Source organism: Stenotrophomonas sp. PS02297, from assembly GCF_029959705.1.
In the GTDB taxonomy this organism is placed as follows: domain Bacteria; phylum Pseudomonadota; class Gammaproteobacteria; order Xanthomonadales; family Xanthomonadaceae; genus Stenotrophomonas; species Stenotrophomonas nitritireducens.
Map to the genome: position 1 here is coordinate 1 of NZ_JASCOS010000012.1, position 19,909 is coordinate 19,909.

Below are 19,909 nucleotides of genomic sequence, written 5' to 3' on the forward strand. Positions count from 1 at the left end.
GCCGGTGGCACCACCGGCGGCCCGTCGCGTTTCCCCCCGCCGGAGCTGCCATCAACGCACCGACAAGGTCGCCACCCGTCGTGGCCTGTTACGGTAGAGCGCCGGATACTGCCGCTTCAGCGCCTCGATCTTCGGCAGGTCGTTGATGCGGATGTAGGGCGCGTCCGGATGCAGGACGAGATAGTCCTGGTGGTATTCCTCCGCCGGATAGAAGCGCTTGCCGCCATCGACCCGGGTCACCACCGGCGCGGCGAACACGCCGCTGCGCTGCAGCTGGTCGATATAGGCCAGCGTCGCCGCGCGCTGCGCCGCGTCGTCGGCATAGACCGCCGAACGATACTGGCTGCCACGGTCCGGCCCCTGCCGGTCCAGCTGCGTGGGGTCGTGCACCACCGAGAAGAACACCTGCAGCAACTGCGCGTAGCCGACCTGCGCCGGGTCGTAGGTCACCTGCACCGCTTCGGCGTGGCCGGTCGTGCCCGTGCCCACGCGCGCATAGCGGGCGTCGGCCGCGCTGCCACCGATGTAACCGGATACCGCGCTCTCCACGCCCTTCACATGCTGGAACACGCCCTGCACACCCCAGAAGCAGCCACCGGCGAATACCACGCGGGCATGCATCACACCGGGCTGGCGCAGATCGGCGATGCCGACAGGCGCTGGCACGCGCACCGCCGCGGCGGCGGCGTGCACCGGGCGATCGAGGCTGAGCACCCCCGCCACCAGCAGGCCGGCGACAAGGAAGGCAACGCCGCCGGCAACCCATTTTTCCATCACAGGCTTCATCGCCGGCCTCCGTGGGTCAACCAAAAGTAAAGGCGTAGGCGCGCACGCCCGGATCGAGGAACTCGATCTCGAAGCTGCGGTCCTCCACCGCGCCGTCCTGGCGGATCAGCTGGTAAAGGCGGTTGCCGTCCACCTGCCCATCGCCATCGGCGGTCACGTCGCCGCCGGCCATGGCGCCTGGCGCATGACCGTCGATGCGCACCTTGAAGCGCACCGGCGTGCCGGCTGCTTCCGGCGCCAGCACCAGGTGCAGGTCACGCGCATGGAAGCGGAATGCGATGCGGCCGCCCGCCTGTCGCAGCCGCGCATCCTCGTCGCCGACGATCCAGCGTCCGCCCAGCGCCCATTGGTTGAGTCGCAGCGTGGCCGGCACGGTGTAGTCGAACGCCTTGCCCGCGCGCAGCCCACCGGGCGACACGAAATTCTCCGCACGCGCATGGCCGATGTAGGTTTCCGGCGAGCGCAGGTTGCCCATGTCCGCCTCGCGCTCGACGCCACCGCGCGGCGCAGACATGGCAGACATGGCAGACATGGCGGGCGTCGCGTCGTCAGGCAAGGCGCTGCCGGCTTCGCGCAGCAGCGCGCGGATGATCCGCTCGGATTCCTCGTAATCGCCCTCGCCGAAATGATGGGCGCGGATGCGCCCCTGCGCGTCGATGAAGTAATGCGCGGGCCAGTAGCGGTTGCCGAAGCCGCGCCAGATCGCGAAATCGTTGTCGAGCGCGACCGGCCAGGTGACGCCCAGGTCCTGCACCGCCCGCTGCACGTTGCGCACGTCGCGCTCGAACGCGAACTCCGGCGCATGCACGCCGATCACCACCAGCCCATGATCGCGATAGCGCTCGTACCATTGGCGCACATGCGGCAGCGCGCGCAGGCAGTTGATGCAGGAGTAGGTCCAGAAATCGACCAGCACCACCTTGCCACGCAGCGCCTGCGCATCCAGTGGCGGGCTGTTGAGCCAGCCGGTGGCACCGGCCAGCGACGGCAGCGTGCCTTCGACCGGCAACGCCGGCGGCGCGGCATCGCTCGCGGCCATCATCATCATCGAACCGCCCGCCGCCGGCTCATGCGCGGGCAGCGCGTCGAGCAGCCCCTGCTCCAGGCGCGCGGTGCTTACGGTCGACAACCGGGTCAGCACGCCGGTGTCCCAGCCCATGGCGATCGCGACCACCGCCAGCAACGCCGCAGCGCCCAGCCCGCGCCGGATCCATTCACCCGCGCCCAGGTAACGCTTCAGCGCGGCGAACACGCGGCCACCGATCCATAGCGCCAACGCCAGCGATGTCGCCGCCCCTGACGCATAAGCCAGCAGCAGGCCGCTGGTGCCGATGTTCGCCCCCTGCAGCGCCGCACCGGTGAGGATCAGGCCCAGGATCGGTCCGGCGCACGGCGCCCACAGCAGACCGGTGGCGACGCCGATCAGCAGCGAGCTGCCGATGCCACCGCCGTCGCCGGCCGACGCATCCAGCCGTCCGCCGATACGCTGCAGCGGCGACAGCAGCCGGCCCGCCAGCGCGGGCCACAGCAAGGCCAGCGCGAAGATCGCCATCACCACCAGCGCGATCCAGCGCCCGGCCTGGTTGGCCTGCACCACCCAGCGGCTGCCGACCGCCGCCAGGCTGGCGACGACCGCGAACATCAGCGCCATGCCGGCCAGCAGCGGCAGGCCGCTGCGCAGGAACGGCCGGTCAGGGCGCGCGAACACGAAGGGCAGCACCGGCAGGATGCACGGGCTGAGAAGGGTGAGCACACCGCCGAGATAGGCCAGCAGGAGCAGGAGCATGGAGAGTCCTTGGTGGAATCGGGGATGGCGGCGCTCAGGCCGCGACGAAGTTCATGGCCACGCCGTTCATGCAGTAGCGCAACCCGGTAGGACGCGGTCCGTCGTCGAACACGTGGCCGAGATGGCCGCCGCAGCGCCGGCAGTGCACTTCCACCCGCAGCATGCCGAAGGTGGTGTCGCGGTCCTCGCCGACCGCACCGTGCAGCGGCGCCCAGAAGCTCGGCCAGCCGGTGCCGCTGTCGAACTTGGTGGCCGAGGAGAACAGCGCCAGCGCGCAGCCGGCGCACTGGAAGGTGCCGCGGCGGTGCTCCTGGTCGAGCGGGCTGCTGAAGGCACGCTCGGTACCCTGCCCGCGCAGCACCGCGTACTGCGCGGGCGTCAGTTGCCGGCGCCACTGGGCGTCGCTGTGCACGACTTCGAAGCGGCCCTGTCCGGCGGGAGGCACCGGGGCGGCACGGCTGCAGGCGCCCGCGCCGAACAGGCCGGCCGCGGCCACCGCGCCGCCGATGCCCAGCAGCCTGCGACGGGTAAGGGACATGGCTGGTCTCCAGGCAGGAACGATGCGGCCATGCTGCGCCCGTGGCGATCAACGAATCCTCACGCGGAGTTAAATTTTCCGTGACACATCGGCGCCGGGTTGCACCCACAATGGAGGCCATCTCCCAGCCGGCCGGACGTGCCGATGAACCGCGCCAAACGCGTGCTGATCGTCGAGGACGATGTCCACATCGCCAACCTGCTGCGCATGCACCTGCGCGACGAAGGCTACGAGGTGACCCATGCGGCCACCGGCGACGACGGACTGCGCCTTATTGAAAGCGACGCCTGGAGCGCGCTGGTGCTGGACCTGATGCTGCCCGGCGTGGACGGCCTGGAAATCTGCCGGCACGTGCGGGCGATGCCGCGCTACACGCCGATCATCATCACCAGCGCGCGCGCCAGCGAGGTGCATCGCATCCTTGGCCTGGAACTGGGCGCGGACGACTACCTGGCCAAGCCGTTCTCGATGCTGGAGCTGGTTGCGCGGGTCAAGGCGCTGCTGCGCCGGGTCGAGGCGATGGCGCAGAGCGCGCGCATCGATGCCGGCGCGATCGACGTGGCCGGCATCCATATCGATCCGGTCGCGCGCACCGCGCAGGTGGATGGCGATGCGCTGGAATTGACGCCACGCGAGTTCGACCTGCTGCATTTCTTCGCCCGCCATCCGGACCAGGTGTATTCGCGCATGGACCTGCTCAACCAGGTCTGGGGCCATCGCCACGACGGTTACGAACACACCGTCAATACCCACATCAACCGCCTGCGCAACAAGATCGAACGCGACCCGGCCGCGCCGCGCCGCATCCTCACCGTGTGGGGGCGCGGCTACAAGCTGGCCGGTGGCGGCGGGAGCGACGAATGAACCGGCTGACACTCTCCCAGCGGTTGTCGCTGGTGTTCTGCGCGCTGCTGCTGGTCTGCTGCGGCGCGCTGGCATGGATCCAGATGCGCAGCACGCGCATGCACGAACAGGAAACCGTGCAGCGCCTTTCGCGCGGCCTGGCCGAACACATCGCGCGCAGCGGCGAACTGATGGATGCACGCGGCCTGCGCGACGGCGAGGTGCGTGCGCTGTTCGGCAAGCTGATGGCGGTCAATCCCAGCGTGGAGGTCTACCTGCTCGACGAGCAGGGCCGCATCCTCGGCCACGACGCGCCGGATGGCCACCTCAGGCGCGACCGCGTCGACCTGGCGCCGGTCCGGGCGCTGCTGGCCGGCGCGCCGCTGCCGATCCTTGGCGACGATCCGCGCAGCAGCAACGGACGCAAGGTATTCAACGCCGCGCCGCTGCGCGTGCAGGACCAGCAGGTCGGCTACATCTACGTGGTGCTGGCCGGCGAACAACGCGAGGCGCTGGCGGCCGACATCGCGGCCAGCGCCAGCCTGCGCACCACCCTGTGGTCGCTGGCGATCGTGGCGGCCGTCGGCCTGCTGGCCGGCGTCGTCGCCTTCCGCTGGATCACCCGGCCGCTGCGCCGGCTGACCCGCGACATCCAGGCCTTCGATGTCGAGGCCGGCGTTCCCGCGCTGCCCGCGCCATCCGCGCCACCGCGCCCGGGCGAACGCGACGAACTGGTCGTCCTGCAGCACAGCTTCGCCCACATGGCGCAGCGCATCGCCGAGCAATGGCGGCAGCTGCGCGAGCAGGACCAGCAGCGCCGCGAACTGGTCGCCAATATTTCCCACGACCTGCGCACGCCGCTGTCGTCGCTGCACGGCTACCTGGAAACGCTGGCGCTGAAAGACGCCACGCTCGGTGCCGATGAACGCCGGCGCTACCTGTCCATCGCGCTGGCGCAGAGCGACAAGGTCGGCCACCTGGCGCAGGCGCTGTTCGAACTGGCGCGGCTGGAGCACGGCGGCGTGGTACTGGAGCCGCAGGCGTTCTCCCTGCCGGACCTGGTGCAGGACGTGTTCCAGAAATTCGAACTGGCGGCCGGGGCGCGGCGGCAGTCGCTGGCCGCGGACATCCCGGCGGGCCTGCCTGCAGTCCAGGCCGACCTCGGGCTGGTCGAGCGGGTGCTGACCAACCTGCTCGACAACGCCATACGCCACACGCCCGAAGGCGGCCACATCACGGTCGCGTTGCGGGCCGCCGGCGACGAGGTCGAGGTCCGTATCGCCGATACCGGCCCGGGCATCGCCCCGGAACGGCGCGCGCAGCTGTTCAGCGCGCCGTCCGCGCTCGACAGCCGGCGCCCGGACAGCGGCGGTCTCGGCCTGTTGATCGTGCATCGCATCCTGCAGCTGCACCAGCGCCGGATCGAACTGGCCGCGAGCGATGCCGGCGCGGTGTTCGTCTTCTCGCTGGCGGCGGCAGGCCGCCGCCCGGCCCCGCCGCAATGACGGTGGTTCGCACCGGCGGCCGGTTCACCCGATCTCGCGGATCACGTTGCCACGACCGTCGCGCAGCTGCGTCGGCACCACCTCCACCTGCAGCCTTCCGCCCGGCAACGGATAGACGCCACGCTCGGCGCGGATTTCCTCCAGCATCGCCGCAAGCGTGGCGTCGGACAGCACGCAGCGCGCGCCGTCGTCGTCCAGTTGCAGGTCGTCCGCCGTGCCCGGCTCGAACCGCCATTGCCGCTCCCTGCCGAGCACCACCAGCGGCCGGTCGTGGTGCAGGCGCAGCGGCAGCAGTTCCAGCACGCTTTCCACCTGTCCCGCGCCCAGCACCAGCGTCGTGCGCACGCCATCGACGGACCAGTCCAGCGTGTCCACGAACAGCATGCCGGTGCTGGAGCCTTCGCGGCGGCTCCCGGCCTCCACCTGTGCGGCCAGCGCCGGATCGCGCAGCAGCGAGGCACGTTCAAGCACGGTGATCCACGACGGCATCGCCGGTTCGAGCGCGGCCATGACGCCCAGCGTCGACCAGCGCCTGATCGCCGCCATCTCCTCGTCGGTCATGCCCACCATCTGCAGGAAATCCAGGCGCCCGTTGGGCGTGTCGATCGCCGGCAAGCGCGGGTCGGCGACGACGGCCAGGTGCCGCAGCTGCGTATCGACGTCCAGCGCGATCGGGCCATTGGCATCGAGATGATGCCCGGCCTCGAACACATTGCCGCTGCCGAACACGTAGCGCGCCACGTTCTGCAGCAGGTTCAGCGGCCACATGGGGACTTCGCCCACCCTGCCTGCGCCCTCGCCGGCGGCGAGGCGGAAAGTCAGTTCGAAGCCGAAACCGCTTTCCTGCGGATCGTCGCTCTGCTTGCCGTACAGCTCGGAGAAACCGTAGGTGACGTAGTGCCAATGCGGGCACGGCAGTTCGCTCCAGTACACGCTGATGCCGTCCAGCGGGTCGTCGCCGCCCAGCGTGTGCGATACCAGCGTGCCGTAGTGCCTCGGCTCCTGGCCCGGATACAACGCGCACAATGCCGCGTTGATGGCGTCCCATCCCGCGGTGCCGGTTCCGTCGCCGTCCTGTCGATCCATGCCTGGGACTCCCTGGGTAAGAGGCCGCATGATAGTGCCGGCCACCGGCAGGCAGCCGGGGACGCGCGGGATCGCCACACGCCCCGGCCACCGCGGGCATCACGCCATTACCAGCGCCCGGGTCTCTTCCAGCCAGCGATTGGCGAACGCCGGACTCTTGGCCTTCCCAAGGGCGGACGCCACTTCCGGCCACAGCTGTTCCAGACCCACCGCGTTGTGGCTGCGCTCGATCTTGAGCTGGATCAGGTACCCCTTCAGCCCGAGATGCCTGCGTACCGACTCGGCCATCCAGTCGCGCAGTTGCTGGCAGCGCAGCGGATCGTCGCCCAACTGCATGGTGACCGGCACCTGCGGCGCGCGTTCGACGCTGCCGCCGACCGCCTCGATCAGCCCGAGTGCCAGCAACTGCTCCAGCACGTCCTCCGGCGCACGCAGGCCCTGCGCCATCTGCTGCAGTTCGCGGCTGTCGCGCTGCCCGTCCACCAGCAACAGCACCGAGCGCAGCGCCGGCGCCAGGCGCAGGCCGCGGTCTTCGATCTCGCGACGGCCAGCCGCCGTCTTGGCATGGATCAACGCCATTACCCCTCCCGCATTTGTGCACCGCAACCACGATGCGCGCGGACCGCAGGCGGGGCCCCCGCCCCGTCGTGCCTGCATGCGTACGCACCGTCCCCTGCGATCGCCGCCCTGCGGCCCGCGCTATATCCCCAGCGCGCGGCGGATTTCCTCGAGTGCGCCCGGGTCATCCAGTGTCGACAGGTCGCCCGGGTCGCGCCGCTCCGCCAGGGCCTGCAGCGAACGCCGCAGCAGCTTACCCGAACGTGTCTTGGGAAGCGCATTGACGATATGCACATGGGCCGGGCGCGCCACCGCCCCGAGCGATGCAGTGACCTGCCGCACCATCTCCGCCGACAACGCCGGGACCTCGTCCGCGGCCGCAGCCTGCTTGAGCGTGACGAACACCAGCGGCACCTGCCCCTTCAGTTCGTCGTGCACGCCGATCACCGCCGCCTCGGCCACGCGCGGGTGGTTGCTGACGGCCTCTTCGATCTCGCGCGTGCCGAGCCGGTGCCCGGCCACGTTGATCACGTCGTCGGTGCGGCCGAGGATGAACGTATAGCCCTCTTCGTCGCGGATGGCCCAGTCCAGCGAGCTGTACAGCAACTCGTCGAAATGGCCGAAATAACTCTTGAGGAACCGTTCGTCGTCGTTCCAGACCGTGCTCATGCAGCCCGGCGGCAGCGGCGGCTGGATCACCAGCACGCCCTTCTGTCCGGGCGCGACTTCAGCGCCGGTCTGCTCGTCGATCACCTTCATCCGGTAACCGAGATTGGGAAAGCCCGGCGAACCGAACTTCACCGGTTTCATGTCCAGGCCCGGCAGCAGCGTCAATGCCGGCCAGCCGGTCTCGGTCTGCCAGTAGTTGTCGATCACCGGCTTGCGCAGCGCATTGCCTATCCACTGTGCGGTGGGTTCGTCCAGCGGCTCGCCGGCAAGGAACAGGTATTTCAGGTCGGACAGGTCGTGGCGATGGATGAAATCCACGTCGTGCTTCTTCAGCACGCGGATCGCGGTGGGCGAGGAGAACATCGTGCGCACACCATACTGCTCGCACAGCGCCCACCAGATGCCGGGGTCCGGATTCGTCGGCAGCCCTTCGTACAGCAGCGACGTGCAGCCGCCGATCAGCGGCCCATATACGTTGTAGGAATGCCCCACCGCCCAGCCGACATCGGAGGTGGAGAACATCACCTGCCCGGGCGCACAGTCGAACACCGTGCGCATCGACTGCGCCATCGCCACCGCGTAGCCGCCGACGTCGCGCTGCACGCCCTTCGGCTTGCCGGTGGTGCCCGAGGTGTAGAGCAGATAACTGGGCTCGTTGGATTCCAGCCATTCCACCGGCACTTCGACGTCGCCGACCTGTCCGCGCAGCACCGCATAGTCCTCGTCGCGCCCCGGCACCCGGGTCATGCCCGCATCCAGCCCGCGCGAGACGATCAACACCTTCGGCGGCGGGCTGGAGGCCTCGGCGCATGCCGCATCGACCATGGGCTTGTACGGAATCACCTTGCCGCCGCGCATGCCCGCGTCGGCGGCGATCAGCAGCTTCGGCCGGGCGTCGTCGATGCGCAGCGCCAGGTTGTGCGCGGCGAAGCCGCCGAACACCACCGAATGCACCGCACCGATGCGCGCGCAGGCCAGCATGGCGAACACCGCCTCGGCCATGTTCGGCATGTAGATCACCACGCGGTCGCCGCGGCCGACGTCCAGCTGCCTGAGCACCGCGGCGAATGCGTTCACTTCGCGGTACAGCTGGCGGTAGGTGATCTCGCGGGTCGTGCCGGTCTCGGTGGAAACGACCACCAGCGCCAGCTGGTCGGGGCGCTCCTGCAGATGGCGGTCAACGGCGTTGTAGCAGAGATTGGTCTGGCCGCCGACGAACCAGCGCCGGAACGGCGGATTGGAGTAGTCCAGGATCTGCCGCGGCGGACGATGCCAGTGGATGGCCCTGGCCTCCTCGGCCCAGAACGCCTCGGGCTCCTCGATGGAACGGCGATGGATCTGCTCGTATTGCACGACGTCCTCCGGCACCTGCCTGGTCCGCTTCGAGCATAGTCCCGCGCGGATCGCCGCTCCCTGCGACGATGGTCGTACGACGAAAGCCGAAGGCGCTAGAACGGACAGGGCGAGGTGAACGCCACCGCCTCGCCGGTCAGCGGATGCGCGAATGCGAGGCGGCGCGCATGCAGATGTACGCGCGCGGCAGCAGCCGCGCCGTACAGCACGTCGCCGACGATCGGATGGCCGAGACTGGCCAGGTGCAGCCGCAACTGGTGGCTGCGCCCGGTGACGGGCTCCAGTTCAAGCCGCGTGCGGCAGGCCGGCGCATCGCGCGCCAGCACCCGCCAGCGCGTGAGCGCCGGCTTGCCGTGTTCATGGTCCACCTTCTGCTTCGGCCGGTTCGGCCAGTCGCAGATCAGCGGCAAGGCGATCTCGCCGGCATCGCCCTCGACCACGCCCTCGACCACGGCCTCATAGCGCTTGCCGACGCGGCGCTGTTCGAACTGCGCCGACAACGCCGCCTGCATCTGCTTGCCGCGCGCATGCAGCATCAACCCGGAGGTCACCTGGTCCAGGCGATGCACGGTCAGCACGTCCGCGTAAACCGCCTGCAATCGCGACACCAGGCAATCCTGGTTCTCCGGCAGCCGCCCGGGCACGGACAGCAGGCCGGGGGGCTTTTCAGCGACCAGGAAGGCATCGTCGATGTAATGCAGTGCGATGTCGGGATACATGCGGTACGGAAATGGAGAGCAGAGCCCGGGCACCGGGCGTAGGGTCGGCCGCTGGCCGGCAACCGGGCAGGCACTGCCCAAAGCAGAACGGGGAAGCCTGAGCCTCCCCGTTCGTCATGCCACCGGACCGCTGCGGTTACAGCAGGTCGGCCACGCCGGCGCGCTCTTCTTCCAGCTCGCCCAGGGTGATGTCGATGTACTTGCGCGAGAAGTCGTCGATCGACAGGTCCTTGACGATGCTGTACTTGCCGTTCTCGGTGATCACCGGGAAACCGAACACCACGCCTTCGGGAATGCCATAGGAACCATCGGACGGCACGCCCATGGTCACCCACTTGCCGTTGCTGCCCAGCACCCAGTCATGCACGTGGTCGATGGCGGCATTGGCGGCCGACGCGGCCGAGGACAGGCCACGGGCGGCGATGATCGCCGCGCCGCGCTTGCCGACGGTCGGGATGAAGGTGTTGGCGTTCCATTCCTGGTCGTTGATCAGCTCGGCCACCGAGGCGCCGCCGGTGGTGGCGAAGCGGTAGTCCGGATACATGGTCGGGCTGTGGTTGCCCCACACGGTGAACTTCTCGAAGCTGTCCACGGCCTTGCCGGTCTTGGCCGACAGCTGGCTCAGGGCACGGTTGTGGTCCAGGCGCAGCATGGCGGTGAAGTTCTTCGGATCCAGGTCCGGGGCCGACTTCATGGCGATGTAGGCGTTGGTGTTGGCCGGGTTGCCGACCACCAGCACCTTCACATCGCGCTTGGCGACGGCATTGAGCGCCTTGCCCTGCACGGTGAAGATCTTGGCGTTCTCCAGCAGCAGGTCCTTGCGCTCCATGCCCGGGCCGCGCGGACGGGCGCCGACCAGCAGGGCCACGTCGACGTCCTTGAACGCCACCAGCGGATCGGCGGTGGTGACCACGCCGGCCAGCAGCGGGAAGGCGCAGTCTTCCAGTTCCATGACCACGCCCTTCAGCGCGGCCTGGGCCTTTTCGTTGTCGATCTCGAGCAGCTGCAGGATGACCGGCTGGTCCTTGCCCAGCATTTCGCCGGAAGCGATGCGGAACAGCAGGGCATAGCCGATATTGCCGGCAGCGCCGGTCACGGCGACACGTACGGGTGCTTTCATGGGGGTTTCCTCTGCTAAGAAAGGTGTTCTGGGACTGCCCCGGCCTTCGCGGTCGCGGAGGCGGGGCTGGAATCGGGGCGCATCATGGAAACGGCCACCCCTGCGGGTGGCCGTTGGCAGGTCAGGCGGCGAGGATCTTGTTCCACTCGGCCACGCGGTCGGCCTTGGCGGCCAGCACGGCGTCGGCATCGCCTTCGATGGTGATCTTGTTGATCAGGTCGCCCTGCTTGACCGAATCCACCACGTCCAGGCCTTCGGTCACCTTGCCGAACACGGTGTGCTTGCCGTCCAGCCAGTCGGTCTTGATGTGGGTGATGAAGAACTGGCTGCCATTGGTGTTCGGGCCGGCATTGGCCATGGACAGCACGCCGCGCTCGTGGCGCACGCCGTTGTTGGCCTCGTCCTCGAAACGGTAGCCCGGGCCGCCGCGGCCGGAGCCCTCCGGGCAGCCGCCCTGGATCATGAAATCGGCGATCACGCGGTGGAAATTCAGGCCGTCGTAGAACCCGCGCTTGGCCAGGTTGACGAAATTGGCCACGGTCAGCGGCGCCTTGTCGGCGAACAGCTCGACCTTGATCGGGCCGCGGGAGGTGTCGAAATGGGCGGTCAGGGACATGGGAATCCTTGTGGGAGAAGACGTCTATCGCAGACCGCATAGGATACACCCGCCCCCGGCGGGCCGACTTCCCCCGCCCTCACTCCGCCCGCCGCCGGCTGAATGCCCCTCCCGGGGCCCGCCACCGCCCCTTTTCGCGGATCGGCCGCATGCCCGTATAATGTTGGACTTCTTTTCCCCATTCACGGCACCGGCTGGCCGTCTTTCGCATGTCCATCGAAAACCTTCGCAACATCGCCATCGTCGCCCACGTCGACCATGGCAAGACCACCCTGGTTGACTGCCTGCTCAAGAATTCCGACACGCTGGGCGAGCGCACGGTGCTCGCCGAGCGCGTCATGGACAGCAACGACCAGGAAAAGGAACGCGGCATCACCATCCTGGCCAAGAACACGGCCATCAAGTGGAATGGCAACCGCATCAACATCGTCGACACCCCCGGACACGCCGACTTCGGCGGCGAGGTGGAGCGCGTGCTGTCGATGGTCGACTCGGTGCTGATCCTCGTCGACGCGATGGACGGCCCGATGCCGCAGACCCGCTTCGTCACCCAGAAGGCCTTCGCGATGGGCTTCAAGCCGATCGTCGTGGTCAACAAGGTCGACCGCCCGGGCGCGCGTCCGGAGTGGGTGATCGACCAGGTGTTCGACCTGTTCGACAAGCTCGGCGCCACCAACGAGCAGCTGGATTTCCCGATCGTCTATGCCTCGGGCCTGAACGGCTACGCCGGCCTGGAAGACACCGTGCGCTCGGGCGACATGACCCCGCTGTTCGAAGCGATCATGAAGTACGTGCCGGTGCCGGACGTGGATCCGGAAGGCCCGTTCCAGATGCGCGTCAGCCAGCTGGACTACAACAATTTCGTCGGCGTGATCGGCATCGGTCGCGTGCAGCGCGGCAAGGTCAAGAAGAACCAGCCGGTCATCGTGATCGACCGCGAAGGCAAGAAGCGCCAGGGCAAGGTCCTGCAGGTGCTGGGCTTCATGGGCCTGGAACGCATCGAGGTCGAGGAAGCCCAGGCCGGCGACATCATCGCCATCTCCGGCATCCAGGAACTGACCATCTCCGACACCGTCTGCGCGCTGGACACCCCGGAGGCGCTGCCGGCCCTGACCGTGGACGAACCGACCATCTCGATGACCTTCCAGGTCAACAACTCGCCGTTCGCCGGCAACAAGGACCTGTCCGGCGGCAAGTTCCTGACCAGCCGCCAGCTGAAGGAACGCCTGGAGCGCGAGACCGTGCACAACGTGGCGCTGAAGGTCGAGCTGCTCGAAGACGCCGACAAGTTCCTGGTCTCCGGCCGTGGCGAGCTGCACCTGTCGGTGCTGATCGAAACCATGCGCCGTGAAGGCTACGAGCTGGCCGTGTCGCGCCCGGAAGTGATCATCAAGGAAATCGACGGCCAGCTGATGGAGCCGATCGAACAGCTGGTGGTGGACATCGAAGAGCAGCACCAGGGCGGCGTGATGGAAAAGCTGGGCACCCGCAAGGCGCTGCTGGAAGGCATGGAGCCGGACGGCAAGGGCCGCGTGCGCCTGGACTTCAAGATCCCGGCGCGTGGCCTGATCGGCTTCCAGAACGAGTTCAAGACCCTGACCCAGGGTTCGGGCCTGCTGTTCCACGTGTTCGACCACTACGGTCCGAAGGAACAGGGCGCCATCGCCAAGCGCCTGAACGGCGTGATGATCGCCAATGCCCCGGGCGCCACCCCGGCCTACTCGCTGGGCCCGCTGCAGGAACGCGGCAAGCTGTTCGCCGCCGAAGGCGACAACGTGTACGAAGGCCAGCTGATCGGTATCCACTCCAAGGACAACGACCTGACCGTCAACGCGATCAAGACCAAGCCGCTGACCAACATGCGCGCTTCGGGCAAGGACGATGCGATCCAGCTGACCCCGGCCATCAAGTTCTCGCTGGAACAGGCCCTGGACTTCATCGACGACGACGAGCTGGTGGAAATCACGCCGAAGGAAATCCGCCTGCGCAAGAAGTTCCTGACCGAAAGCGACCGCAAGCGCGCCTCCCGCGCCGGCTGATCGACTTGTCCGCGCGCAAGCCCTACAACCCGGATCCGCATGCGCATCCGGGACTTGCCGCCATCGCACTGCTGGAAGCGGTCAAGGCCGTGCTGGCCTTCCTCGCCGCCGCGGGCCTGGAGATCTCCGGGCCCGCTCCCCTGCGCAACATCGTCAATACGCTGATCCGCCGCGTCGGTGCCGATCCGGAGCACGGCTCGTTCTCCACGCTGCTGGACATGATCACGCCCGACACCGTGCACGTCGGCGCCATCGCCCTGGTCGCCTACGGCCTGCTGCGCTCGCTGGAAGCCTGGGGCCTGTGGCGCGCCAAGGCCTGGGCTTCGTGGCTGGGCTGCATTTCCGCGGCGTTGTACCTGCCGCTGGACATCTACGCCATCGTCCGCCATCCCGGCTGGGCCTCGTGGCTGCTGCTGGCCGTCAACATCCTCGTGGTCTGGGTGCTGGCCAGGGACATCGGCAAACGCCGGCCGCCGGCCGCGCGCTGAAGATCGATTCCCCGGGGAGCCAGGCGGCGGGGACAGGTTCGCGCGCGACCTCTCCTTGCCCGTCTGCGCCAGACATCGCACTGAACCGCATGCAGCGGCACCCCGGCCATGGATGCCAGCATGGCCCCGGGCGTGGGTTTGCCAAGGCTGGCCCGGCCCGATAGCCTGCGCGGCATGCGGCCCATCCCGAAGCATTCCCGACTGCTCCTGCCCATGCTGGCGGCAATGCTGTGCTGCGCCTGCCAGCGGACCTCCAGCGCCACCCCGGCAGGCGAACCGCCGTTCCCCTACCAGGAAGCCGGCATCGCCGAGCTGCAGGCGCGGATCACCGCCGGCGAGCTCGACAGCGTCACCCTCACCGACGCCTACCTGCGCCGCATCGCCCTGCTCGACCGCGCAGGCCCGGCGCTGCGCTCGGTGATCGAGATCAATCCCGCCGCGCGCCGCGAAGCCGCCCAGCGCGACGCCGAACGCCGCGCCGGCCGCATCCGCGGCCCGCTGCACGGCATGCCGATCCTGCTCAAGGACAACATCGGCGCCACGCCCATGCACAACACCGCCGGTTCGCTGGCGCTGAAAACGTTCCGCCCGCGGCGCGACGCCTTCCTGGTGCAGCGCCTGCGCGAGGCCGGCGCGGTGATCCTGGGCAAGACCAACCTGAGCGAATGGGCCAATTTCCGCTCCACCGGCTCGACCTCGGGCTGGAGCGCGCTGGGCGGCCAGACCCGCAACCCGTATGCGCTGGACCGCAACCCCTGTGGTTCCAGTTCGGGCAGCGCCGTGGCCGTCGCCGCCAACCTGGCCGTGGCCGCCATCGGTACCGAAACCGACGGCAGCATCGTCTGCCCGGCGGCCGTCACCGGCATCGTCGGACTCAAGCCGACCGTGGGCCTGGTCAGTCGCGATGGCATCATCCCGATTTCCTTCAGCCAGGACACCGCCGGACCGATGGCGCGCAGCGTTGCCGATGCCGCGCTGCTGCTGGCAGCCATGGCCGGTCGCGACGAATCCGACCCGGCTACCGCGACGATGCCCGGACGGGCCGTATACGACTACGGTGCGCGCCTGCGCCCTGACGCCCTGCACGGCGCGCGCATCGGCGTGCTGCGCAACGCGCTTGCCGAGCGCGCGGAGATCAAACCCCTGCTGGACCAGGCAGTAGCGGCGATGCGTGCCGCCGGCGCCACGGTCATCGACACCGCCCTGCCCAGCGAGGACGGCTGGGAAAAGGACGAGCAGACGGTTCTGCTGTACGAATTCAAGAACGGGCTGAACCGCTATTTCCAGCAATGGCGCACCCCGGTGGCTTCGCTCGGCGCCCTGATCGCCTTCAACGATGCCCACGCATCGCAGGAGCTGCACCTCTTCGGCCAGGAACTGCTGCTGCAGGCCGAACAGGCCGGCTCGCTCAACGATCCGATCTATATCGCCGCGCGCGGCAACGCCCGCCGCCTCGCCGGCGCCGAGGGCATCGACGCCACGCTGCGCGCGGACCGGCTCGATGCGTTGATCGCCCCCACCACCGGCGCGGCCTGGCGCACGACGCCGGGCAAGGGCGACGACTATCCTGGCGGCAGCTACGGCGCCGCCGCCGTGGCCGGCTACCCCAGCCTGAGCGTGCCCATGGGCCACGCCAATGGCCTGCCGCTTGGATTGCTGTTCATGGGTCCCGCATGGAGCGAACCGCGCCTGCTGGAACTGGGGCACGCCTACGAACAGCTGACCCGGGCACGCAGGCCGCCGGCGTTCGCACCCACGCCGTAGGAGCGGCTCCGCAGGGCCGCGTCACCGCCGCGACAACCTTCATCCGCAAGACCACGGTCGCGCGCAGAACGCCGCCTATGCGTCGACGCTACCCTGCTTGCGCACGATCGCCATGGCGATCTCCAGCGACTGCTCGTAGTTCAGGCGCGGATCCACGCTCGAGCGGTAGGCCCGCTCCAGGTCCACCTCGGTGAGCTCGCGCGCGCCCCCGGTGCATTCGGTGACGTCCTCGCCGGTCAGTTCCAGGTGCACGCCGCCCAGGCGCGTGCCGGCCGCCGCATGCAGGTCGAAGGACAACTCCACCTCACGGCGGATATTGTCGAAGCGACGGGTCTTGTAGCCGTTGCTGGTGCTCTCGGTATTGCCGTGCATCGCGTCGCACACCCACAGCACGCGTCGGCCGTCGCGCCTCACCGCATCGAGCAGCGGCGGCAGCTTGTCCGCGATCTGCGCCGCGCCCATGCGATGGATGAAGCTCAACCGGCCCGGCTCGTCGTCGGGATTGAGCGTATCGATCAGGCGCAGCAGCTGATCCGGCTGCACCGATGGCCCCACCTTGATCGCGATCGGGTTGCGCACCCCGCGCAGGTACTCCACGTGCGCTCCATCCAGTGCCGCGGTGCGCATGCCGATCCACGGATAGTGCGTGCTCAGGTTGAACCAGCCATGCTGGCGCGGTACCTGCCGGGTCAGCGCCTGCTCGTAGGGCAGCAGCAGCGCCTCGTGGGAGGTGTAGAAATCGACCCGGTTGAGGTTGTGCACCTGCGCGCCGGACAGCGTCTCCATGAACCGCACCGCATCGCCGATGGCGCCGACCATCTTCTGGTATTCCGCCGCCAGCGGCGAACAGCCCATCCAGCTCAGGTTCCAGTACTCGGGGTGGTGCAGGTCGGCGAAGCCGCCATCGATCAGCGCGCGCACGAAATTCATCGTCAGCGCCGAACGCGAATGGGCGACGATCATGCGCTGCGGATCGGGCACGCGCGCGGCCTCGGTGAACTCCGGCGCATTGATCACGTCGCCGCGATAGCTGGGCAGGGTCACCCCGTCGCGGGTCTCGGTGTCGGCCGAGCGCGGCTTTGCATACTGCCCGGCGAAGCGCCCGACCCGTATCACCGGCTTGCGCAGTCCGTGCACCAGCACCAGGCTCATCTGCAGCAGCACCTTGAGCCGGTTGGAAATCGTGCCGGACTCGCAGTCGGCGAAATTCTCGGCGCAGTCGCCGCCCTGCAGCAGGAAGCGCTTGCCCTCCTGCGCCTCGGCCAGCTGCTGCTTGAGCGCGAGGATCTCCCACGAGGTCACCAACGGGGGCAGCTGGCGCAGCTGCGCCAGCGCCGCCTCCAGCGCCTGCGGATCGGGATAGGTCGGCATCTGCAGCGCAGGCCGCCCACGCCAGCTGTCCGGCGCCCAGTTCGATGCGGAGGCGGCCGGGGACAAGGAGTGGGACAGGTTCATGCGCTTACCGTTGCGATGCGTGGGAGGAATCAGGGAACCGGGGAATCAGAACAGGCGCGTCCTGCGCGCGCGCAGCCCGGCATGCAGCGCCCAGGCGCCAAGCAGCGCGAACCACACCAGGCTCCACATCGGCATGCTCAGACCGAGGAAGGTCCAGTCGATGTTGCCGCAGTCGCCCGTGCCGGTAAGCACGGTGCGGAACACCTCGAACGGCCCCATGGTCTCGCTGAGGAAGCTCAACGGCGGACCACAGCTGCTGCCCAGCTCCTTCGGCAGCAACTGCACGTAGACGTGACGCCCGGCGATGCCGGCGCCCACCGCCGCGGCGATGAACGCGAATACGCCATAGAGGCTGCGACCGCCGCGCGACGCGGGCCCATGCAGCGCGCCCAGCAGGAACACCAGGCCCAGCGCGGCGAAGGCGATGCGCTGGAAAATACACAGCGGACATGGCTCCAGCCCCATCTTCAACTGCATCCAGATGGCGAACGCCAGAAGGCCCGCGCAGGCCAGGAAGCCCAGCAGGCACTGCGCGCGGAAACTCCACCGCAAAGGATTCATCACGTCGTTCCGGATCAATGATCGGGCAAGCGTAACAGGCCGGCAGCCGCAGGACAGCATCGCCACGCATGATGATCCTGCATGAGCGCACGTCCGGCCTTGTCCAGCGCAAAGTTGCGGGGGAAGCGCCCTGGCCGGCGAAAAGCCATCCCACGGCCGGCCGCTGCCTGCTCGCATCCGGCCATCGACACAGCATGCGGCATCCTCTGTCGGCCAACCGCTCCAGCCATGCACGAGCGCATTCGATGGGATCCCGCATTCTCCAAAAGCAAAAAGCCCGGCCAGGGCCGGGCTTTCTGTTTCAGGCGTGATTGCAGCGGAAGGCGCGATTACTCGGCCACTTCCTCGGCAACGGCAGCCGGACGGTCCACCAGCTCGACGTAGGCCATCGGCGCATTGTCGCCGGCGCGGAAGCCGCACTTCAGCAGGCGCAGGTAGCCGCCCGGACGGGTGGCGTAGCGCGGGCCCAGGATGGTGAACAGGTTGCCGACGGCTTCCTTGTCACGCAGGCGGGCGAACGCCAGACGGCGGTTGGCGACGGAGTCGACCTTGGCCAGGGTGATCAGCGGCTCGGCGACGCGGCGCAGTTCCTTGGCCTTCGGCAGGGTGGTCTTGATCAGCTCGTGCTTGAACAGCGAGGCGGCCATGTTCTTGAACATCGCTTCGCGGTGGGCGCTGGTGCGGTTGAACTTGCGGCCCGACTTCTGGTGGCGCATGGGTCTATTCCTTGGTCAATGATGGGTCGTTGGACGTCGTTGTCGCCATCCTGGCGTTGCTGCTTGGACTGCGGATGGTCCTGGCCGCCCCTTCCATGGACGACCGGCGCAGCGGCGTTGCGGCCGTCAGCGCGGGTGTTGCAGTTACAAGGTAAAGCGGGAGCCACGGCTCGCGCCGCGTCTGCTCCCCGCCCGGCATAGCGCGCCGGGTTGTTCGCCAACGCCAGCCGTTGCCTGCAAGGCAACGGCTGGGCAGCTTTTACTTACCCCAGCATGCCGTGGGCGGAGACGCCGGCCGGCGGCCAGTTCTCCAGCTTCATGCCGAGCGACAGGCCACGCTGGGCCAGCACTTCCTTGATCTCGGTCAGCGACTTCTTGCCGAGGTTCGGGGTCTTGAGCAGCTCGACTTCGGTCTTCTGGATCAGATCGCCGATGTAGTAAATGCTCTCGGCCTTCAGGCAGTTCGCCGAACGCACGGTCAGCTCCAGATCGTCGATCGGGCGCAGCAGCACCGGATCCACGCCGTTGTTGGCCGGCTTGGCCGCACCGCGGTCGCGGTGGGTGAAGTCACCGAACACCGACAGCTGATCGCTGAGGATGTCGGCCGCAGTGCGGACGGCTTCCTCGGCATCGATCGTGCCGTTGGTTTCGATATCGATGACCAGCTTGTCCAGGTCGGTGCGCTGCTCGACGCGGGCCGCTTCCACGGCATAGGCGACGCGGCGGACCGGCGAGAACGAGGCGTCCAGGACCAGACGGCCGATGGCGCGGGTTTCTTCATCCGGACGACGACGCGACGCCGCCGGCTGGTAGCCGAAGCCACGCTCGACCTTCAGGCGCATGTTGATCGCCGTGTCCTTGGTCAGGTTGCAGATGATCTGCTCGCCGTTGAGGACTTCGACGTTGTGGTCGACCTTGATGTCTGCGGCAGTCACCACACCCGGACCCTGCTTGGACAGGGAGATGGTGGCGCTGTCGCCGGAATGCATGCGGATGGCCACGTCCTTCAGGTTGAGCAGGACTTCGAGCACGTCCTCCTGCAGCCCTTCGACCGTGGTGTACTCATGCAGCACGCCGTCGATCTCGACTTCCGTGATGGCGAAGCCCGGGATGGACGACAGCAGCACGCGACGCAGGGCATTGCCCAGCGTATGCCCGTAACCCCGCTCCAAGGGCTCGATGACGACCTTGGCGCGGGTGTCGGTAAGGCGTTCGATCTGCGGACCGCGAGGACGCAGAACCTGGTTGGCGGTAACCGTCATGTTGCGGGTTCTCCTAGTGAACCCCCGGCCGTCGCCGGGGGTTCT

General features: G+C 68.3%; 19 protein-coding genes. 6 read left to right on the forward strand and 13 right to left on the reverse strand.

The window, feature by feature from the left end:
- Positions 1 to 51: 51 nt before the first annotated feature.
- The 3 genes from msrA to msrB are packed head-to-tail and all read right to left on the reverse strand — an operon-like array spanning position 52 to position 3,110.
- Positions 52 to 786, reverse strand: a complete 735-nt coding sequence (gene msrA / locus QMX80_RS04710; protein WP_282275566.1) for a peptide-methionine (S)-S-oxide reductase MsrA — start codon at positions 784 to 786, stop codon at positions 52 to 54.
- 16 nt (positions 787 to 802) lie between these two features.
- Positions 803 to 2,572, reverse strand: a complete 1,770-nt coding sequence (locus QMX80_RS04715) for a cytochrome c biogenesis protein DipZ (protein WP_282275568.1) — start codon at positions 2,570 to 2,572, stop codon at positions 803 to 805.
- Between the two features lie 34 nt (positions 2,573 to 2,606).
- Complete coding sequence (msrB, locus tag QMX80_RS04720; RefSeq protein ID WP_055767558.1) at positions 2,607 to 3,110, reverse strand: peptide-methionine (R)-S-oxide reductase MsrB; 504 nt, start codon at positions 3,108 to 3,110, stop codon at positions 2,607 to 2,609.
- A gap of 144 nt (positions 3,111 to 3,254) precedes the next feature.
- Between msrB and QMX80_RS04725 the strand changes: the two genes are divergently transcribed.
- Positions 3,255 to 3,974, forward strand: coding sequence for a response regulator transcription factor (locus QMX80_RS04725; protein WP_282275571.1), 720 nt, complete (start codon positions 3,255 to 3,257; stop codon positions 3,972 to 3,974).
- On the forward strand, positions 3,971 to 5,458 hold the full coding sequence (locus QMX80_RS04730; RefSeq protein WP_055767553.1) for a HAMP domain-containing sensor histidine kinase: 1,488 nt from the start codon (positions 3,971 to 3,973) through the stop codon (positions 5,456 to 5,458). The genes QMX80_RS04725 and QMX80_RS04730 overlap by 4 nt, the downstream gene beginning before the upstream one ends.
- Before the next feature lie 24 nt (positions 5,459 to 5,482).
- Here the strand turns inward: QMX80_RS04730 and QMX80_RS04735 are convergent, their stop codons facing one another.
- The 6 genes from QMX80_RS04735 to QMX80_RS04760 all read right to left on the reverse strand — a co-directional run bounded on the left by QMX80_RS04735 (position 5,483) and on the right by QMX80_RS04760 (position 11,579).
- A complete protein-coding gene (locus QMX80_RS04735; protein WP_282275572.1) occupies positions 5,483 to 6,544 on the reverse strand; it encodes a suppressor of fused domain protein in 1,062 nt (353 codons plus the stop codon).
- A gap of 99 nt (positions 6,545 to 6,643) precedes the next feature.
- Positions 6,644 to 7,123: a hypothetical protein gene (locus QMX80_RS04740; protein ID WP_055767545.1), complete on the reverse strand. Its 480-nt coding sequence runs from the start codon at positions 7,121 to 7,123 to the stop codon at positions 6,644 to 6,646.
- A gap of 120 nt (positions 7,124 to 7,243) precedes the next feature.
- Positions 7,244 to 9,124, reverse strand: a complete 1,881-nt coding sequence (gene prpE / locus QMX80_RS04745) for a propionate--CoA ligase (protein ID WP_282275573.1) — start codon at positions 9,122 to 9,124, stop codon at positions 7,244 to 7,246.
- 95 nt (positions 9,125 to 9,219) lie between these two features.
- The gene (locus QMX80_RS04750; RefSeq protein WP_055767542.1) at positions 9,220 to 9,843 is read right to left on the reverse strand and encodes an RluA family pseudouridine synthase; all 624 of its coding nucleotides are present in this window, start codon (positions 9,841 to 9,843) and stop codon (positions 9,220 to 9,222) included.
- Positions 9,844 to 9,979: 136 nt separating this feature from the next.
- Positions 9,980 to 10,963, reverse strand: a complete 984-nt coding sequence (locus QMX80_RS04755) for a malate dehydrogenase (protein ID WP_055767540.1) — start codon at positions 10,961 to 10,963, stop codon at positions 9,980 to 9,982.
- 121 nt (positions 10,964 to 11,084) lie between these two features.
- On the reverse strand, positions 11,085 to 11,579 hold the full coding sequence (locus QMX80_RS04760) for a peptidylprolyl isomerase (RefSeq protein ID WP_055767537.1): 495 nt from the start codon (positions 11,577 to 11,579) through the stop codon (positions 11,085 to 11,087).
- 209 nt (positions 11,580 to 11,788) lie between these two features.
- Between QMX80_RS04760 and typA the strand changes: the two genes are divergently transcribed.
- From typA to QMX80_RS04775, 3 genes are all read left to right on the forward strand, one after another.
- Entirely contained in the window at positions 11,789 to 13,618 is a 1,830-nt protein-coding gene (typA, locus tag QMX80_RS04765; RefSeq protein WP_055767535.1) for a translational GTPase TypA, read from the forward strand.
- Between the two features lie 5 nt (positions 13,619 to 13,623).
- Positions 13,624 to 14,106, forward strand: a complete 483-nt coding sequence (locus QMX80_RS04770) for a DUF2127 domain-containing protein (protein ID WP_055767532.1) — start codon at positions 13,624 to 13,626, stop codon at positions 14,104 to 14,106.
- A gap of 225 nt (positions 14,107 to 14,331) precedes the next feature.
- Complete coding sequence (locus tag QMX80_RS04775) at positions 14,332 to 15,870, forward strand: amidase (protein WP_235504281.1); 1,539 nt, start codon at positions 14,332 to 14,334, stop codon at positions 15,868 to 15,870.
- Between the two features lie 75 nt (positions 15,871 to 15,945).
- Here the strand turns inward: QMX80_RS04775 and QMX80_RS04780 are convergent, their stop codons facing one another.
- Both QMX80_RS04780 and QMX80_RS04785 read right to left on the reverse strand, forming a co-directional pair.
- Positions 15,946 to 17,325: a 3-deoxy-7-phosphoheptulonate synthase class II gene (locus QMX80_RS04780; protein ID WP_282275576.1), complete on the reverse strand. Its 1,380-nt coding sequence runs from the start codon at positions 17,323 to 17,325 to the stop codon at positions 15,946 to 15,948.
- A gap of 45 nt (positions 17,326 to 17,370) precedes the next feature.
- Positions 17,371 to 17,886, reverse strand: coding sequence for a disulfide bond formation protein B (locus QMX80_RS04785; RefSeq protein WP_282275577.1), 516 nt, complete (start codon positions 17,884 to 17,886; stop codon positions 17,371 to 17,373).
- A gap of 68 nt (positions 17,887 to 17,954) precedes the next feature.
- On the opposite strand from QMX80_RS04785, the gene QMX80_RS04790 reads away from it, so the two are divergent.
- On the forward strand, positions 17,955 to 18,197 hold the full coding sequence (locus QMX80_RS04790) for a hypothetical protein (RefSeq protein ID WP_282275578.1): 243 nt from the start codon (positions 17,955 to 17,957) through the stop codon (positions 18,195 to 18,197).
- An 18-nt stretch (positions 18,198 to 18,215) separates the two neighbouring features.
- Here the strand turns inward: QMX80_RS04790 and rplQ are convergent, their stop codons facing one another.
- The gene (gene rplQ / locus QMX80_RS04795; RefSeq protein ID WP_055767523.1) at positions 18,216 to 18,602 is read right to left on the reverse strand and encodes a 50S ribosomal protein L17; all 387 of its coding nucleotides are present in this window, start codon (positions 18,600 to 18,602) and stop codon (positions 18,216 to 18,218) included.
- Positions 18,603 to 18,865: 263 nt separating this feature from the next.
- On the reverse strand, positions 18,866 to 19,864 hold the full coding sequence (gene rpoA, locus QMX80_RS04800; RefSeq protein ID WP_054663357.1) for a DNA-directed RNA polymerase subunit alpha: 999 nt from the start codon (positions 19,862 to 19,864) through the stop codon (positions 18,866 to 18,868).
- Positions 19,865 to 19,909: the final 45 nt, after the last annotated feature.

Coding starts and splice junctions, on each gene's coding strand:
- msrA (WP_282275566.1), bottom strand. CDS start 786: ATGAAGCCTGTGATGGAAAAATGGGTTGCCGGCGGCGTTGCCTTCCTT.
- QMX80_RS04715 (WP_282275568.1), bottom strand. CDS start 2,572: ATGCTCCTGCTCCTGCTGGCCTATCTCGGCGGTGTGCTCACCCTTCTC.
- msrB (WP_055767558.1), bottom strand. CDS start 3,110: ATGTCCCTTACCCGTCGCAGGCTGCTGGGCATCGGCGGCGCGGTGGCC.
- QMX80_RS04725 (WP_282275571.1), top strand. CDS start 3,255: ATGAACCGCGCCAAACGCGTGCTGATCGTCGAGGACGATGTCCACATC.
- QMX80_RS04730 (WP_055767553.1), top strand. CDS start 3,971: ATGAACCGGCTGACACTCTCCCAGCGGTTGTCGCTGGTGTTCTGCGCG.
- QMX80_RS04735 (WP_282275572.1), bottom strand. CDS start 6,544: ATGGATCGACAGGACGGCGACGGAACCGGCACCGCGGGATGGGACGCC.
- QMX80_RS04740 (WP_055767545.1), bottom strand. CDS start 7,123: ATGGCGTTGATCCATGCCAAGACGGCGGCTGGCCGTCGCGAGATCGAA.
- QMX80_RS04750 (WP_055767542.1), bottom strand. CDS start 9,843: ATGTATCCCGACATCGCACTGCATTACATCGACGATGCCTTCCTGGTC.
- QMX80_RS04755 (WP_055767540.1), bottom strand. CDS start 10,963: ATGAAAGCACCCGTACGTGTCGCCGTGACCGGCGCTGCCGGCAATATC.
- QMX80_RS04760 (WP_055767537.1), bottom strand. CDS start 11,579: ATGTCCCTGACCGCCCATTTCGACACCTCCCGCGGCCCGATCAAGGTC.
- typA (WP_055767535.1), top strand. CDS start 11,789: ATGTCCATCGAAAACCTTCGCAACATCGCCATCGTCGCCCACGTCGAC.
- QMX80_RS04775 (WP_235504281.1), top strand. CDS start 14,332: ATGCTGTGCTGCGCCTGCCAGCGGACCTCCAGCGCCACCCCGGCAGGC.
- QMX80_RS04780 (WP_282275576.1), bottom strand. CDS start 17,325: ATGAACCTGTCCCACTCCTTGTCCCCGGCCGCCTCCGCATCGAACTGG.
- QMX80_RS04785 (WP_282275577.1), bottom strand. CDS start 17,886: ATGAATCCTTTGCGGTGGAGTTTCCGCGCGCAGTGCCTGCTGGGCTTC.
- QMX80_RS04790 (WP_282275578.1), top strand. CDS start 17,955: ATGATGATCCTGCATGAGCGCACGTCCGGCCTTGTCCAGCGCAAAGTT.
- rplQ (WP_055767523.1), bottom strand. CDS start 18,602: ATGCGCCACCAGAAGTCGGGCCGCAAGTTCAACCGCACCAGCGCCCAC.
- rpoA (WP_054663357.1), bottom strand. CDS start 19,864: ATGACGGTTACCGCCAACCAGGTTCTGCGTCCTCGCGGTCCGCAGATC.